Genomic DNA, 16,987 nt, shown 5'->3' on the forward strand with positions numbered 1-16,987 from the left:
TCCTACTTCGAAAACAATTTAAAAATGGCACTAAAATCATCACTGCCTGCACCTTGGTGCTGCATCATAGTGTATAAATTTTTAGCCATTGAGCCCATTGGCGTCAGTGAATTACTCTGCTGAGCCGCTTCCATAGCAAGGCCTAAGTCTTTAGCCATTAAATCAACCATAAAGCCGGGTTTATAGTCGTTACTAGCTGGTGCGGTTTCCATAACACCTGGGCAGGGGTTATAAAGCTCTAACGTCCAGTTACGACCCGAGCTTGCGCTCATTATATCGCTGAGTACTTTTGCATCGAGGCCGTTATTAATTCCCATTTGAATGGCTTCACTGGTGCCTGCCATTAAAATACTCAACAGCATATTGTTACATATTTTAGCAACTTGCCCTGCGCCAATAGCACCGGCATGGAAAATGTTTTTACCCATATCGATTAATACAGTATTGGCTTTATCGAATGCAGCTTGCTCACCACCAACAATAAACGTAAGCGTACCCGCTGTTGCCCCTGCTACACCACCCGATACAGGTGCATCAACAAACGCAATGCCTTGCTCGCCAAGGGCATGGCCTACATCACGAGCCGATTGTGCATCTATGGTTGAACAATCAATCACTAAGGTACTTTTACTCAGTACTTTAATTAAACCCGATTGCTCGTCTGTGCCTAAATAAAGTGATTTAACATGTTTGCTTGCCGGTAGCATGCTAATTAGCACATCAGCCTCGTGCGCACAGTCACTGGCGCTTTGCGCCGCACAAGCCCCATGATTCACAAGCTCTTTAACGGCCTCTGCACTTAAGTCAAAAACGCGCACACTGTGGCCTGCTTTAACTAAGTTTGCTGCCATTGGGCCGCCCATGTTACCTAAACCAATAAATCCTATATTAAGTTTACTCATCGCTTTACCCTTGTAAATTTAGTTGTGAAAAGTACGGCTCTAGCGGATGTTGCTCGCCAAAGCGATTTGCAAAAAAGCTCTCTACTACTTCGCTTGGCACATTAGCTAAGGTTTTAAATTGCCACTGTGGTGTACCGTCTTTATCGATTAGTAAGGCACGTACACCCTCTTGAAACTCGCCCACTTCGCCAGCACGAACCGACATGCCTAATTCCATTTTAAAACAGTCAGCTAAGTTTTTGCCTTTGCTGTGTTTAAGCTGCTCACTCACTAAAGCACAACTTAATGGACAACCATGCGCCAACGATTTTTGTGCACGTTGTAGCCATTTGTCATCTGTGGTTAGGTTTAAAATGTAATCTACCTGCTGCTGTAACGTGTCAAACTCGCCTAACTTTTGAATTAGCGATAAGTTGGCTTTTAAATTGCCTTTAGGCATACGGCTAGAGTTGTTATCTAACTCAATAAGCAAGTTACTTAGCTTATCGTGGTTTAAACTTGCTGTTTTACCCCATTTAGTATTGAGTAACGCTTCAACAAGCTCTGGGTATTTATCGGCATTTACAAAGTGGTCGGCAAGCGATACAAGCTTAGCGTCTTCACAATTTATAGATGCCGAGGTCAGCCCTAAAAACAAACCAACATGGGCGGGCATTTTATGTAAAAAATAACTGCCGCCTACATCAGGGTAAAGCCCAATGGTTTGCTCTGGCATGGCAATGCGTGATGTTTCGGTAACAACACGGTGACTGGCACCGGCCATTAAACCTAAACCGCCGCCCATTACAATACCGTTACCCCAGACTAAAATGGGTTTGTTGTAGCAATGAATTAGGTAATCGAGCTGATACTCTTGAGTAAAAAACTCTTCAACCAATGAGCTCGGTTTACCTTCACTCATTGCTGTGTGCAAGCTCACTACATCGCCACCGGCACAAAATGCTTTTTCACCTGCGCCTTTAAGAACCACTAATGCAATGTTATCGTCTTTGTCCCATTGCTGTAGTTGTGGCTCGAGCAAGCTGATCATCTCAAAATTTAACGCGTTTAATGACTTAGGCGCGTTAAGCGTAGCAAAACCAATGAGTCGGCCATTGTCTGTGGTTACCGTTTCAAATATCACGGCAGCATCAGCTGAATTTAAACGGGTTAATTCACTCATTAGCCATTCACCCAATTAGCTTTGCGTTTTTCTAAAAAGGCGTTCACGCCCTCTTGCTGATCTTCGGTATCAAATAAACCAACAAACAGCTCTCGCTCCAGTGGCAATGCATTCGCCATTGGCTGATGACGCCCTTTTTGAATCAGCGTTTTACATGCAGCAACCGACGATGGGCTTTGCTCTGCCACTTGGTTTGCCAGTTTTAGTGCTGCAGCAAAGCTTTCACCTTGTGCAACTACTTCTTCCACTAAGCCAATTTGCAGCGCTTTATCGGCTTTTAAGCGTTCACCGCATAAAATCATACGTTTTGCCCAGCCTTCACCCACTAGCCATGCTAAGTTTTGCGTTCCACCAGCACAGGGTAATAAACCCACTTTTGCTTCAGGCAATGCCATTTGTGCTTGCTCTTCGGCAATACGAATATCACAAGCAAGCGCTACTTCAAGCCCGCCCCCCATTGCATAACCATTAATAGCTGCAACCGACACGCCTCTAAAATTAGTTAACGCTTCAAACGCTTCACCAAATACACATGACATATCTGCAGCTACACCTTTATCGCCACTGGCAAATACATTTAGGTCGGCACCGGCACTAAAAAACTTCTCGCCTTCACCAGTCAGTACTAATGCATAAATATTTTTATTGGTGTTGAGCTGATTAACTGTGTCTTTAAGCGCCACTAAGGTGTCTTTCGTCCAGGTATTCGCTGGCGGATTCGACATAGTTAAAATAGCTACATGGCCTTCAATAGTTAACTCAATGCTAGGATTTGACATACTAATCTCCTTATAAAACTTCGCTGGCTGATTCGGCTAAGATACGACGCGCAATAATCACGCGCATAATTTCGTTAGTGCCTTCTAAAATTTGATGAACACGTACATCGCGTACGTGGCGTTCAAGTGGGTACTCTTTAATGTAACCGTAGCCACCATGAATTTGCAGCGCATCGTTACACACAGTAAAACCAACATCGGTTGCAAAGCGTTTAGCCATAGCACAATAAGTAGTTTTTTCACTGTCGTTAGTATCAAGTTTAAACGCCGCGAGTCGTACCATTTGGCGCGCTGCTACAAGCTCGGTATTCATATCGGCAATTTTAAATTGTAGCGCTTGAAATGCTGCCAATGGCTTACCAAACTGGGTACGCTCTTTTAAATATTCACGTGCGGTATTAAGTGCCGCTTGTGCAGTACCAATAGAACAAGTTGCAATATTAATACGCCCGCCATCTAAGCCTTGCATGGCAAACTTAAAGCCTTCGCCTTCTTGACCTAATAAGTTTGCAACCGGAATTCGTACATCTTCAAAACTAATTAAGCGTGTTGGTTGTGCGTTCCAACCCATTTTTTCTTCTGCTTTGCCGTACTCAATACCTTTGGCATCTGCTGGTACAACAAACGCTGAAATGCCACTTGGGCCATCAGCCCCTGTACGTGCCATTACCACTAAAATTTCTGTTTCACCGGCGCCAGAAATAAACATTTTTGAGCCGTTAATAACATACTCATCGCCATCCCGAACTGCTTTAGTTTTTAATGACGCAGCATCAGAGCCAGAGCCTGGCTCAGTTAAACAGTACGATGCCAGTAATTCACCCATTACCAATTGCTCAACGTATTTGTCTTTTACTGCATCGGTACCAAAGCTTGCGATCATCCAGGTTGCCATATTATGAATGGTCAGCATAGCCGTAGTAGCTGTACAACCCAGTGCAAGTTGCTCAAAAATAATGCTTGAATCTAAACGAGATAAACCTAAACCACCGGCTTCTTCTGGCGTGTATAAGCCACAAAAACCAAGCTCACCAGCGGCTTTAATGGTGTCTTTTGGGAAAATATGTTCGCGATCCCACTTAGCTGCATGTGGTGCTAGTTCAGATTCTGCGAATTGGCGCGCCGTTTGCGCAAAAGCTTGTTGATCTTCAGATAAGTTAAAGTCCATGGTAGACCTCTTGTTGTGTTTTGTTTGTTGTCGGTGCATCCCATAACGGGAGTTATTAGTGAGGAGCGACAACATTGTGTGTTGTGCCCCTCTTTTTTATTGATTATGCGGTTAAAATGTTACTTAAGATTAATACTCATATTTGGGCCTGAAGCGATATCATCTTCAAACCAGCGAGAAGTAATGGTTTTGGTTTCTGTGTAAAAACGAATACCTTGTTTACCATACGTGTGAGTATCGCCGTAGAATGAGCCTTTCCAACCCGTGAACGAGAAAAATGGTAAAGGCACAGGAATTGGCACATTAATACCCACTTGGCCTACTTCAATTTCGTGTTGGAATTTACGCGCAGCCGCACCACTTGAGGTAAATAGTGAGGTACCGTTGCCGTAAGGGCTTTCGTTAATAAGCGCAATGGCTTCTTCAAGGGTATCAACAAACATACACGCCAATACTGGACCAAAAATCTCTTCTTTGTACAAGTTCATATCTTTGGTTACATCAGTAAATAATGTAGGACCTACCCAGTTACCTTGCTCGTAACCTTCAACGCTAAAGTCAGAGCCATCAATTAAACAGGTAGCGCCTTGTGCTTTACCATCGGCAATCAGTGATAAAATACGTGCTTTTGCAGCAGGCGATGTTTGTGGGCCATAAGCCGCGTCTGCATCATCCCAAACACCTGGGCGTACACCTTCAAAGCCTGCTTTAATTTCATCAACCCAGTCTTTTGCTTGACCAACAAATACCGCCACTGAAATACCCATACAGCGCTGACCTGCCGCACCTACAGAGGCACCCACAAGATTATTAACAACATGCGATTTACTCGCATCAGGCATAATTACCATGTGGTTTTTAGCGCCAACACACGCTTGAACACGTTTTAAGTTTTGTGTGCCTTTAGAGTAAATATAGGCACCTACACCACATGAACCCACAAATGAGATAGCACGTACGGCTTTGTCTTCTAATAAGCGGTCTACTTGTGGTTTAGTACCGTGCACAACTTGTAACACGCCTTTAGGTGCACCGGCTTCAATAAATAGCTCAGCTAAGCGCATAGGAGTAAGTGGATCTTGCTCAGACGGTTTTAAAATAAAGGTGTTACCACACACAATTGCCAGTGGGAACATCCACAATGGGATCATTGCTGGAAAGTTAAATGGTGTAATACCTGCACACACACCCAGTGGTTGCATGTAAGAATACGTATCGATTTTACGCGCTACGTTTTCCATGGTTTCACCCATCATTAACGACGGCGCATTAGCAGCTTGTTCAACTACCTCTATACCACGCCACACATCACCTTTTGCATCTTCAAACGTTTTGCCTAGCTCATGACAAATAATAGTGGCTAGTTCATCATGGTTTTCTTTTAATAGCGCCGCGTATTTCATCATAATGCGCGCACGCTCAGTAATAGGCACATCTTTCCACGTTTTAAATGTTTCGCTTGCTGATGCAATCGCCGCATCCATCTCTGCGTCTGTAGCGCATGGCACTTGCGCGAGCACTTCTTGATTAGCTGGGTTTACAACATCAATTAATTCATTTGACGTTGACTGAACGAACTCGCCGTTAATTAGTAAAGGTACTTGGTGCATAATAAATCCTATTGAGTCAATTTAATTGCCGCAGCGCTGTGATTGTTATAGTTACTACGGCTTTGTTATCAGTTAAAGTGCTTCGACTGCCATAGCAACGGCTTCACCGCCACCTATACACAAAGAGGCAACGCCTTTTTTGAGGCCTCGGTTTTTAAGCGCATGAATAAGTGTTACTAAAATACGTGCGCCACTAGCACCAATTGGGTGGCCTAGTGCACACGCACCACCATTGACGTTTACTTTGCTTTCATCGAGCTTTAATTCGTTAATAGCCAGCATAGTGACCATGGCAAACGCTTCATTAATTTCCCATAAATCAACATCGGCCGTTGTCCAGCCAGCTTTTTCAAGAACGCTGTTCATTGCGCCCACTGGGGCTACGGTAAATTCACTTGGTTTTTGAGAGTGAGTACTGTGAGCAACAATTTTACAAAGTGGTGTTAAACCCTCAGCTTTTGCTTTTGATTCGCTCATTAGTATTAGCGCAGCACCACCATCTGAAATAGACGATGAATTAGCGGCAGTAATAGTGCCGTCTTTTTTAAATGCAGCTCTTAAGCTTGGAATTTTTTCAGGACGTGCGTTGCCAGGTTGCTCATCAATTGAAATCGTGACATCGCCTTTACGCGTTTTAATAGTGTGCGGAGTAATCTCGTTATCAAACCACCCATTGTCTATGGCTGCGTTTGCTTTACTTAATGAACCCAGTGCAAACGTATCCATTTGCTCACGACCAATACCATATTCATCGGCTGTATCTTGAGCAAAGCATCCCATTGCTTTATTGTCGTAGGCGTCTTCTAGGCCATCACTCATCATGTGATCTTTAATTTCGCCATGTCCCATACGCATACCGCCACGGGCTTTAGGAATAAAGTAAGGTGCATTGGTCATGCTTTCCATACCACCAGCGATTGCTGATTCAATAGAACCTGCTTTAATAAGGTCATTCGCTAACATCGCTGCTTTTAATCCAGAGCCACATACTTTATTAATAGTGGTAGCGCCGGTGCTTAGTGCAAGCCCTGCTTTAAGCATTGCTTGACGCGCAGGTGCTTGGCCTAAACCGGCTGGTAATACGCAGCCCATAATTACTTCATCAATTGCATCATTGCTTAAACCCGTTTGAGCAAGTGCGCCTGCAATGGCCGTAGCACCTAATTCGGTAGACTGCGCATCACTTAGTGCGCCCATAAATCCACCCATTGGGGTGCGTTTTGCTGCTACAATTACAACGCTTTCGAAAGACATAAAAGGCTCCATTTTCAATTAACGCAAACATGTTTTATTATGTTTAGCTTAATGTTTAAACTAATCTGATAAATACGAGCATACATAAAATTTACGTTTACGCCAACGTAAATCTAAAATCAACTTTCTAATTAGTGTAAAAACTGTAAAGTTAGCTTGCTAAAAATTTATTACATACTGTCTAACTGGCTTATAACGTTTATAAACACTCAACTTCTGCTGCATTTCCGCTTTTATTTTATACGTCTAAAGTATAACAACCAGATCGCACTTTACCTTTACGTAAACTTCACTTATATTGGAGTTATTCGAATGAGGTAAACATTACAATGAAATCAGATAATCAAACAAACTTTGCAAATTCAGCCAACGAGCCGGCTAAAAACGAACAAACTTTTAGCATTAGTGAATTGGCTAAAGAATTTGATATTACCACCCGCTCTATCCGTTTTTACGAAGACCAAGGGTTAATATCACCAGAGCGCAATGGTCAAACACGTATTTACTCAAAGCGCGACAAGGTACGCCTTAAGCTAATACTGCGCGGTAAACGTTTAGGTTTCACCTTAGCTGAAACAGGTCGTTTGTTTGAACTGTATGATGCTGATAAATCAAGTGCAAAACAGTTAGTTACTATGCTTGACCTTATCAGTGAGAAAAAAGCCGATCTTTCACAACAGATGGATGACATTAAAGTGGTTCTTATGGAACTTGTCACCGCTGAACGTCGCTGTCGCGACACGCTTAGCAAAATAGATGAATAAAATATAATAACGTCATCAACACACAGGAATTAATCATGAGCACTATTTCACTATATAAAGAAATGAACTTTGGCCTTGGCGAAACTGCAGATATGATCCGCAGTCACGTAAACAGCTTTGCCAGTCAAGAAATTGCCCCACTAGCTGAAAAAACTGACCTTGATAATGCGTTCCCCAATGAACTTTGGCCGCAAATGGGTGAAATGGGCGTGCTTGGCATGACCGTGGATGAAGAGTTTGGTGGTGCTGGCTTAGGCTATTTAGAGCACGTTATTGCCATGGAAGAAATTAGCCGTGCAAGTGCCTCTATTGGTTTAAGTTACGGTGCGCATTCTAACCTGTGTGTTAATCAAATAAACCGTAATGGTTCACAAGCACAAAAAGAAAAATACTTACCTAAACTAATTAGTGGCGAGCACATTGGTGCGCTGGCTATGAGTGAACCTAATGCGGGCTCTGATGTTGTTTCTATGAAACTCAAAGCAGAGAAAAAAGGCGATAAGTACATTTTAAACGGTAATAAAATGTGGATCACTAATGGCCCTGACGCAGATACGCTGGTTATTTATGCAAAAACAGATTTAAGCGCCGGTGCTAAAGGGATTACGGCCTTTATTGTAGAAAAAACTTTCCCTGGTTTTTCAACCGCACAAAAGCTCGACAAACTCGGCATGCGTGGTTCAAATACCTGTGAATTGGTATTTGAAAACTGTGAAGTACCCGAAGAAAATATTTTAGGTAACTTAAACGAAGGCGTTAAGGTACTTATGAGTGGCCTTGATTATGAACGTGTTGTTTTAGCGGCCGGCCCACTTGGCATAATGCAAGCGTGTATGGATATTGTGGTGCCTTACATCCATGAGCGTAAGCAATTTGACAGCCCTATTGGTCAATTTCAGTTAATACAAGGCAAAATTGCTGATATGTATACACAAATGAACGCAGCTCGCTCATATGTGTACACAGTAGCAAAAGCATGTGATCGCGGCGAAACCACCCGTAAAGACGCTGCTGGCGCAATTTTATATGCTGCTGAGCTTGCAACTAAAATGGCATTAGACGCAATTCAAATTTTAGGCGGTAATGGTTATATAAATGAATACGCAACAGGTCGCTTGCTGCGTGATGCAAAATTATATGAAATTGGTGCAGGCACCTCAGAAATACGCCGTATGTTAATTGGTCGCGAATTATTCACTGAAAGCCGCTAAGGATTAGTTATGACGATTTTAAAATCGAGCGTTAATCCGCATGATCCAAATTTTGTGCAAAATCACAACAACATGTCGGCGCTAGTGGATGATTTACGCAGTAAAGCAGCAACAATACGTTTAGGCGGTGGTGCTGCTTTAAAAGAGCGCCATGAAGGCCGTGGTAAATTGTTTGTCCGCGACCGTATTACCACTTTGCTAGATGAAGGCTCGCCATTTTTAGAAATATCGCAATTTGCTGCCTTTGGCGTTTATGAACAAGATATTCCTTGTGCCGGTGTGGTTGCAGGTATTGGTCGCGTTAAAGGCGTTGAATGTATGGTGATTGCTAATGATGCTACAGTAAAAGGCGGCACCTATTTCCCGCTGACTGTTAAAAAGCATTTACGCGCTCAAGACATCGCCGAACGTTGTCATTTACCGTGTATTTATTTAGTTGACTCAGGTGGCGCAAACTTACCTGAGCAAGACGACGTATTCCCTGATAAACTGCATTTTGGTCGCATTTTTTACAACCAAGCGCGTATGTCGGGTAAAGGCATTCCACAAATTGCTGTGGTTATGGGGTTATGTACTGCAGGTGGCGCGTATGTTCCTGCTATGGCCGATGAAAGTATTATTGTAAAAGAGCAAGGCACTATCTTTTTAGCTGGTCCGCCGCTGGTAAAAGCTGCCACCGGTGAAGTAGTTACTGCAGAAGAGCTTGGTGGCGCCGATGTACACTGTAAAACATCAGGTGTGGCCGATCATTACGCTGAAAACGATGCTCATGCGTTGTCGATTGCTCGCCAGTGTATTGAACGAATTAACTATTCGCGCCCTACCTCACCATTACTAGAAGAAGTAAAAGCCCCTCGTTATGATATTAACGAACTTTACGGCATTGTCGGTACTGATCTTAAAAAGCCATTTGATGTCCGTGAGGTCATTGCACGTACTGTTGATGACTCATCGTTTGATGAATTTAAACGCTACTTTGGTGAAACACTGGTAACAGGTTTTGCCAGCATTTATGGTCATCCCGTAGGCATAGTAGCCAACAACGGTATTTTATTTAGTGAGTCAGCGCAAAAAGGCGCGCACTTTATTCAATTATGCGCTCAGCGCAACATTCCACTGGTATTTTTACAAAATATTACTGGCTTTATGGTCGGTAAAAAATACGAGTCTGAAGGCATTGCTAAACACGGCGCTAAAATGGTGATGGCGGTATCGTGTGCCGACGTACCCAAATTTACTATTTTAATCGGTGGCTCATACGGTGCAGGTAACTATGGTATGTGTGGCCGCGCATTTGAACCGACCATGATGTGGATGTGGCCAAATGCCCGTATTTCGGTTATGGGTGGAGAACAAGCCGCTGGTGTAATGGCGCAAGTAAAACAAGATGGTTTAGCCCGCAAAGGCGAAAGCATGAGCGAGCAACAAATCAGCGATTTTAAAAAGCCAATCATCGATCAATACGAACAGCAAGGTCATCCTTATTATGCCAGTGCCCGTTTGTGGGATGATGGCATTATTGACCCTGCTGATACACGCAATGTTCTAGGGCTTGCACTTAGCGCAGCTAAAAATGCTCCTGAGCGTGAATCAAAATTTGGCGTATTTAGAATGTAATGGGAGCTTAAAATGTCAGTAACACTACAAATAACAAAATCTAATGTGGCTGTACTTGTTTTAAGTCGCCCAGAAAAACGCAATGCCTTTAATAGCGACGTTATCCATGAGCTTATTCAATGTATTGAACATGCTAATACGCTCGATATTCGTGCCCTAGTTTTAAAAACTGAGGGTAAACACTTTTCAGCCGGTGCCGATTTAGCCTGGATGAAATCGATGGCAGATAACAACTATAACGATAATTTGGCCGATTCGATGCAGCTGGCTAAGCTAATGCAAGTTTTAGCGCAAAGCCCACACCCTACTATTTGTGCGGTACAAGGCGCAGCATTTGGTGGCGCATTGGGATTAATTGCTTGCTGTGATATTGCGCTCAGCAAAGATGACGCCCAATTTTGTTTAAGTGAAGTTAAATTAGGCTTAATTCCTGCTGTTATTAGCCCTTATGTAATAAAAGCTATTGGTGAGCGCGCTGCTCGTCGTTACTTTTTAACGGCTGAAGTATTTGATGCGCATACGGCCAAACAGCTGGGGCTAGTTCACCAAATTACAGGGAATTTAGACTGTGCACTCGATAACCTACTACAAACGCTGATAGATAATGGCCCGGTAGCGGTTAAAGCAGCTAAAGCGCTTATTAATGATGTGGCAAACAAAGAAATCGATAACGAAATAATTGCGCTCACTGCAGAACGTATAGCCAAAATTCGTGTATCAGACGAAGGTCAAGAAGGTCTAACTGCCTTTTTTGAAAAACGCCCTCCCCAATGGCAACTCTAGGACGCATTATGAACACAGTACACTTACAAAAAATTCTGATTGCTAATCGCGGAGAGATTGCTTGTCGTATTATGCGAACAGCAAAGCAAATGGGCTTGACCACAGTTGCGGTTTATTCAGATGCAGATAAAAACGCTCAACATGTGAAAATGGCTGATGAAGCCTACCATATTGGTGCAGCGCCGAGTAAAGACTCATACCTAGTTGCAGATAAAATACTTAACGTTGCCAAAATGAGTGGCGCCGATTGTATTCACCCTGGTTATGGATTTTTATCTGAAAACAGCGAATTTGCTAATGTTTGTGAAGCCAATAACATTGCCTTTATTGGGCCACCAGCAAGTAGCATAGAAGCTATGGGCTCTAAAACCCGTGCAAAAGAAATTATGGCAGCCGCTAATGTTCCTTTGGTGCCAGGTTATTATGGCGATAAACAAGACCCTAGTTTTTTACAAGCTGAGGCTGAAAAAATTGGCTACCCTGTGCTTATCAAAGCGGCCTTTGGTGGCGGTGGTAAGGGCATGCGTATAGTTTCAAAAGCCAGTGAGTTTATAAGCGCATTAGAAGGTGCTAAACGTGAAGCTACTGCCGGTTTTGGTAATGATCTGGTTTTGCTTGAGCGTTATGTTGACCAACCACGCCATGTTGAAGTGCAAGTATTTGCTGATAACTATGGCAACTGTGTGTATTTAGGTGATCGTGATTGTTCATTGCAGCGTCGGCATCAAAAAGTGATTGAAGAAGCGCCTGCCCCCGGTTTATCAGACTCATTGCGAAAAGAAATGGGCGAAGCCGCGGTAAGATGTGCCCTAGCAATTGACTACCGAGGCGCTGGCACTGTGGAATTTTTACTCTGTGGTGATGAGTTCTTTTTCATGGAAATGAATACTCGCTTGCAAGTAGAGCACCCAGTGAGTGAAATGGTCACCGGCGTTGATTTAGTTAATTGGCAAATTAATGTAGCCAGTGGTTTAGCGTTACCTTTAGCGCAAGCAGATATTCAGCTACAAGGCCACAGCTTTGAAGCACGTATTTACGCTGAAGATCCAAGTAATGACTTTATTCCGTGCTCTGGCACTATTGAGGCACTATATACGCCCGCTAACAGTGAATATGTTCGTATTGATACTGGTATTGCCCAAGGTGATGAAATAAGCCCGTATTACGATCCAATGATTGCCAAACTGATTGTTCATGATGATAACCGCGACCAAGCACTTTCGCGTTTACAACAAGCATTAACACAATTTCATTTAGCCGGATTTAGCACTAATATCAGCTTTTTATATAATTTAGCGATTCATCCACGCTTTAAACAAGGTGCTCCAAGCACCCACTTTATTGCAGAGCAAGGTGAAGCGTTAGTTACTATTGACCCGTCTTTATTACAAACTAGCCGCTTAATTGCAGGTTTTGCGTATTTAGCATCACTTGGTAGTAATACAAGTAGTGCAAATCCATGGCAACAATTACATGGGTTTAGTTTAAATGCGCCGCAACAAGTTAACATTCCATTTAGCGATACCCCCTTAAACGCAATAAAAACCGCGCAGGGCTATAGCATGACCATTAATAACAACACCTTTGAAGTGCAAGGTGAGTTAACTAATGGCTACTGCAACGTATCGATTAATGGCGCTAAACACACTGCGCATGTTAGCCACGTTGATAATGCCATTACTGTAATGAACCAAGCACTGCAAACTAAGTTTGAATGTGTTGATAAACATTTCATCAGCTCACATGAAAATGAGGCATTACCTCTTGCTGCGCCACTTAATGGTACTGTAGTTAAACACTTGTTAGAGGTGGGAAGCACTATTACTAAAGGCGATGCAGTGGTTATAATTGAAGCAATGAAAATGGAATACACGCTTAATGCCCCACATGATGGCGTATTAAAAAGTTACTGTTTTGCTGAGGGTGAACTGGTAAGCCATGGCGCTTTACTGGCCATAGTTGAAGACACAACTGCAGAGGAACCCGCTTAATATGAGTTCATTATTACCTAAAGCAGTGCGCATTGTTGAAGTGGGCGCCAGAGATGGACTTCAAAATGAAGCCGCTGTAGAAACTGCTGATAAAATAACGCTTATTAACGCACTCGCCGCTGCAGGCATAAAAGACATAGAAGCTGGTGCGTTTGTCTCACCTAAATGGGTGCCACAAATGGCAGACTCTAGTGAAGTAATAAGCGCACTTAATTTACCTGAGGTTAATCTCAGTGCCCTTACCCCTAATTTAAAAGGGGCAGAGGCAGCAGATGCTGTAGGTATTAAAGAATTTGCAATATTTACCGCAGCGAGCGAAGCATTTTGCCAAAAAAATATTAACTGCTCTATTGAGCAAAGTTTGGCGCGTTTTAGTGAAGTTATGGCTTTTGCAAAGGCGCATAACATTCGCGTACGCGGTTATGTAAGTTGTGTGTTAGGTTGCCCGTATGAGGGAGATGTTGACCCTCATACTGTACTGGCTGTTGCTGCTAAACTCTTAAAAATGGGCTGTTATGAAATTAGCCTAGGTGACACCATAGGTGTTGGCACACCCGCTAAAGTAATAGAGCTACTTACATTGCTACTTAAACATATTGATAAATCTAAACTTGCTGTACATTTTCATGACACATACGGGCAAGCGCTCACAAATATTTACGCTGCGCTAAACCTTGGTATAGCAACGGTTGACAGTGCTGTTGCCGGCCTTGGTGGCTGCCCATATGCCAAAGGCGCGTCAGGAAATGTTGCCACCGAAGATGTTGTATACTTACTGCAAGGACTTGGCATTGAGCATGGAATTGATTTACAAAGGCTTGCTGAGGCAGGTTGGCAAATTACGAGTGCACTGAACAAACAACCTGCTAGCAAGGTTTCTGCAGCATTACACGCACAATAATTAAATAGCACAGAATGAGGAGTGACTCATGGCCGGTTTTGATAAAGTAGTTTCTAGTTATGAAGCTGCAATGGAAGGTTTAAAAGACGGCGATACAATAATAGCCGGTGGTTTTGGCTTATGTGGTATCCCTGAGGGTCTAATTGCCCAAATTAAAAAAATGCAAACTAAAGAATTAACCGTTGTTTCCAATAACTGTGGTGTTGATGACTTTGGTTTAGGGCTGTTACTGCACGACAAGCAAATTAAAAAAGTGGTCGCCTCATACGTTGGCGAAAATGCCTTGTTTGAACAGCAGCTACTCAGTGGCGAGATTGATGTAGAACTTACGCCACAAGGTACTCTTGCTGAAAAAATGCGTGCTGGTGGTGCAGGAATACCTGCTTTTTACACAGCCACAGGTTATGGCACACCGGTTGCTGAGAGTAAAGAAGTAAAAGAGTTTAACGGTCGCCCTTATATTTTAGAAGAGTCAATTACCGGTGAATTCGCTATTGTAAAAGCATGGAAAGCGGATCGCTACGGCAACTTAGTATTTCGTCATACAGCCATGAACTTCAATCCAATGGCGGCTACTGCGGGTAAAATTACCGTTGCAGAAGTAGAAGAAATTGTTGAGCCAGGCGAACTGGAGCCAAGCCAAATACATACGCCAGGAATTTTTGTTAACCGCGTTATAAAAGGTAACTTTGAAAAACGCATTGAACGTGTTACCACACGAGATTAAGCAGGAGCACTAACAATGGCATTATCACGTGAACAAGTCGCAATGCGCGTAGCTCAAGAGTTACAAGATGGGTTTTATGTTAATTTGGGCATTGGTATTCCGACACTCGTCGCAAACTATGTACCCGATGGCATAGAAGTTATGCTACAGTCCGAAAATGGTCTTTTAGGCATGGGCGAATACCCTACTAAAGCCACTGTTGATGCGGATATGATCAACGCAGGTAAAGAAACCGTGACGGCAGCTACCGGTGCAGCTATATTTAATAGTGCAGATAGTTTTGCCATGATACGGGGTGGTCATGTAGACTTAACCGTTCTGGGCGCGTTTGAGGTAGACCAAAACGGTTCTATAGCCTCATGGATGATCCCTAAAAAATTAATTAAAGGCATGGGCGGAGCGATGGATTTAGTCGCAGGTGCAAAAAACATTATTGTTACCATGACCCATGCCAGTAAACACGGCGACTCTAAGTTATTAGAAAGCTGTACGTTACCGCTAACGGGCGTTAACTGTGTAAAAAAAATAGTTACTGATTTAGCCGTTCTAGAAGTAAAAGACGGCGCATTTCATTTACTAGAACGCGCACCAGGCGTATCAGTTGATGAAATTATTAGCAAAACGGCAGGTAAATTGCTTGTTAATGGTGATATTCCTGAGATGGTGTTTTAAACCACTCATAATTTCACTCTGTACCGACCTCATTCCCAGTGCCAATGGCGCTGAGTTACCCAAAATCCCTCGTAAGAGGGATTTTTTTTGTCTATATTTTAGTTTTTGCACTATAGTGACAATTTAACGCACCACTTAGGTGAATTCGACCTAATAAAATAAATAAATTGCTGATATAGTTAGTTTTTATTTTTGGTTTAATTATTGCCTATTACTAGGCGATTGAAATAACTTTATACTGGATACCATGCAAACACCTATTCGCGGCCTTCGCTCTTTTTGTTTTGCCGCAAAAAGCTTAAGTTTTAAACATGCTGCTAAAGAGCTTTACTTAACGCCCTCGGCTGTAAGCCACCAAATTAAACAGCTAGAAGAGCAGCTAGGCATTGATTTATTTCAAAGACAAACTCGATCTATTAGTTTAACGCCTGCAGGTAAAAACTTTTTTGAAGCAATTTATCCAATTATAAATATGCTAGAGAGCACCATTAATGAATTTAGTCAGTTACAACAAAATGTAAACTTAACCATTACCCTGCCCGAATTTTTTGCCAGTGAATTGTTAATGCCTAAGCTCAGTGAATGGACCAGCGAGCACCCTAATATTAATTTACACATGGATACCCTCAAAACGCGCAAAGAACTAACTCGCCAAAGTGATTTATCTATAATTTTATCTTCAAGTAAACCGCTTGATGGACTGGCTACTGAGTTATTTAATTTAGAATATATTCCAGCGTGTAATAAAAAACTACTTGAACAATGGCAAAACGATCATTGCCAAGCGCTTAATCAAGTACCCCTTATTGTGCATAAAGCACGGCCTTGGGCTTGGCATCAGTGGGCAGAAAAAGTTGGGATTGATGACTTTTCACCAACACAAATTATTCAAATAGATAGTATGTTTGGTGTAGCAAGAGCGGCGCAGCAAGGAATGGGCATTGCACTTATTCCTCTGCCAATTAGCCAAAGCTGGCTGGATGAGCAATGGCTTTATAAACTGTTTGAACAACCCCTTACCACCAAAGATAAATACTACTTGGTACAACACGGCTCTAGTACGGCAAACCACCCGCTCGACTTGTTTGCCAAGTGGGTAATTAACACCTTCAGACAAACAAAGTGACTATTCATTAAACGCCCTTTTATGGGCGTTTAATTATTTACGACATTTTTAAAATATTTTTTTCGTGTCTCACACAAACCTCTAAAAATAAAATATAACCAGCATTATCAACTACTTGAGAAACTTCTTATTGACTGGATTTATAGATTAGTTTTTTTCACTTATTAGTTTTGTTTTTATCGCTTGTCGAAATTGAGTAAAAGCTCTAAAGTTAACTCAACAAATCAGCAACGACCAAAAATAATAAAACGCGTTACTGAAACCAAATTTAATTAGTTTGTAACAACGAGCTAGTAAAAAAGAATCTTTATTGTGTGTGA

At 42.5% G+C, this 16,987-nt stretch carries 15 protein-coding genes; 9 read left to right on the plus strand and 6 right to left on the minus strand.

Annotated features, from left to right (window positions below; translation table 11 throughout):
* Positions 1–2: 2 nt before the first annotated feature.
* From mmsB to CWB78_RS09710, 6 genes are all read right to left on the minus strand, one after another.
* Positions 3–902, minus strand: coding sequence for a 3-hydroxyisobutyrate dehydrogenase (gene mmsB, locus CWB78_RS09685; protein WP_138595281.1), 900 nt, complete (start codon positions 900–902; stop codon positions 3–5).
* Positions 903–906: 4 nt separating this feature from the next.
* Positions 907–2,064: an enoyl-CoA hydratase/isomerase family protein gene (locus tag CWB78_RS09690; protein WP_138595283.1), complete on the minus strand. Its 1,158-nt coding sequence runs from the start codon at positions 2,062–2,064 to the stop codon at positions 907–909.
* Positions 2,064–2,843, minus strand: coding sequence for an enoyl-CoA hydratase (locus CWB78_RS09695; protein ID WP_036982737.1), 780 nt, complete (start codon positions 2,841–2,843; stop codon positions 2,064–2,066). Before CWB78_RS09695 ends, CWB78_RS09690 begins: the two co-directional genes overlap by 1 nt.
* 10 nt (positions 2,844–2,853) lie before the next feature.
* Complete coding sequence (locus tag CWB78_RS09700; protein ID WP_138595285.1) at positions 2,854–4,011, minus strand: acyl-CoA dehydrogenase family protein; 1,158 nt, start codon at positions 4,009–4,011, stop codon at positions 2,854–2,856.
* Positions 4,012–4,130: 119 nt separating this feature from the next.
* On the minus strand, positions 4,131–5,621 hold the full coding sequence (locus CWB78_RS09705; RefSeq protein WP_076919545.1) for a CoA-acylating methylmalonate-semialdehyde dehydrogenase: 1,491 nt from the start codon (positions 5,619–5,621) through the stop codon (positions 4,131–4,133).
* Positions 5,622–5,693: 72 nt separating this feature from the next.
* Positions 5,694–6,875: a thiolase family protein gene (locus CWB78_RS09710; RefSeq protein WP_138595286.1), complete on the minus strand. Its 1,182-nt coding sequence runs from the start codon at positions 6,873–6,875 to the stop codon at positions 5,694–5,696.
* Between the two features lie 329 nt (positions 6,876–7,204).
* On the opposite strand from CWB78_RS09710, the gene CWB78_RS09715 reads away from it, so the two are divergent.
* From CWB78_RS09715 to CWB78_RS09755, 9 genes are all read left to right on the plus strand, one after another.
* Complete coding sequence (locus CWB78_RS09715; RefSeq protein WP_008114692.1) at positions 7,205–7,639, plus strand: MerR family transcriptional regulator; 435 nt, start codon at positions 7,205–7,207, stop codon at positions 7,637–7,639.
* 35 nt (positions 7,640–7,674) lie between these two features.
* Positions 7,675–8,850: an isovaleryl-CoA dehydrogenase gene (locus CWB78_RS09720; RefSeq protein ID WP_138595288.1), complete on the plus strand. Its 1,176-nt coding sequence runs from the start codon at positions 7,675–7,677 to the stop codon at positions 8,848–8,850.
* A gap of 9 nt (positions 8,851–8,859) precedes the next feature.
* The gene (locus CWB78_RS09725) at positions 8,860–10,467 is read left to right on the plus strand and encodes a carboxyl transferase domain-containing protein (protein WP_010389951.1); all 1,608 of its coding nucleotides are present in this window, start codon (positions 8,860–8,862) and stop codon (positions 10,465–10,467) included.
* Between the two features lie 12 nt (positions 10,468–10,479).
* Entirely contained in the window at positions 10,480–11,250 is a 771-nt protein-coding gene (locus tag CWB78_RS09730) for an enoyl-CoA hydratase/isomerase family protein (RefSeq protein WP_010389950.1), read from the plus strand.
* Positions 11,251–11,258: 8 nt separating this feature from the next.
* Entirely contained in the window at positions 11,259–13,241 is a 1,983-nt protein-coding gene (locus CWB78_RS09735; RefSeq protein WP_138595290.1) for an acetyl/propionyl/methylcrotonyl-CoA carboxylase subunit alpha, read from the plus strand.
* A gap of 1 nt (position 13,242) precedes the next feature.
* Positions 13,243–14,142 carry a hydroxymethylglutaryl-CoA lyase gene (locus tag CWB78_RS09740; RefSeq protein ID WP_008114701.1) on the plus strand — a complete coding sequence of 300 codons (900 nt, stop codon included), beginning with the start codon at positions 13,243–13,245 and terminating at the stop codon, positions 14,140–14,142.
* A 28-nt stretch (positions 14,143–14,170) separates the two neighbouring features.
* Complete coding sequence (locus CWB78_RS09745; protein ID WP_138569626.1) at positions 14,171–14,869, plus strand: CoA transferase subunit A; 699 nt, start codon at positions 14,171–14,173, stop codon at positions 14,867–14,869.
* Between the two features lie 15 nt (positions 14,870–14,884).
* Positions 14,885–15,541, plus strand: a complete 657-nt coding sequence (locus CWB78_RS09750) for a 3-oxoacid CoA-transferase subunit B (RefSeq protein WP_008114705.1) — start codon at positions 14,885–14,887, stop codon at positions 15,539–15,541.
* A 247-nt stretch (positions 15,542–15,788) separates the two neighbouring features.
* Entirely contained in the window at positions 15,789–16,667 is an 879-nt protein-coding gene (locus CWB78_RS09755; RefSeq protein WP_010389946.1) for a LysR family transcriptional regulator, read from the plus strand.
* The last annotated feature ends 320 nt before the right edge of the window (positions 16,668–16,987 follow it).

This window comes from Pseudoalteromonas sp. S1612 (assembly GCF_005887175.1).
In the GTDB taxonomy this organism is placed as follows: domain Bacteria; phylum Pseudomonadota; class Gammaproteobacteria; order Enterobacterales; family Alteromonadaceae; genus Pseudoalteromonas; species Pseudoalteromonas undina.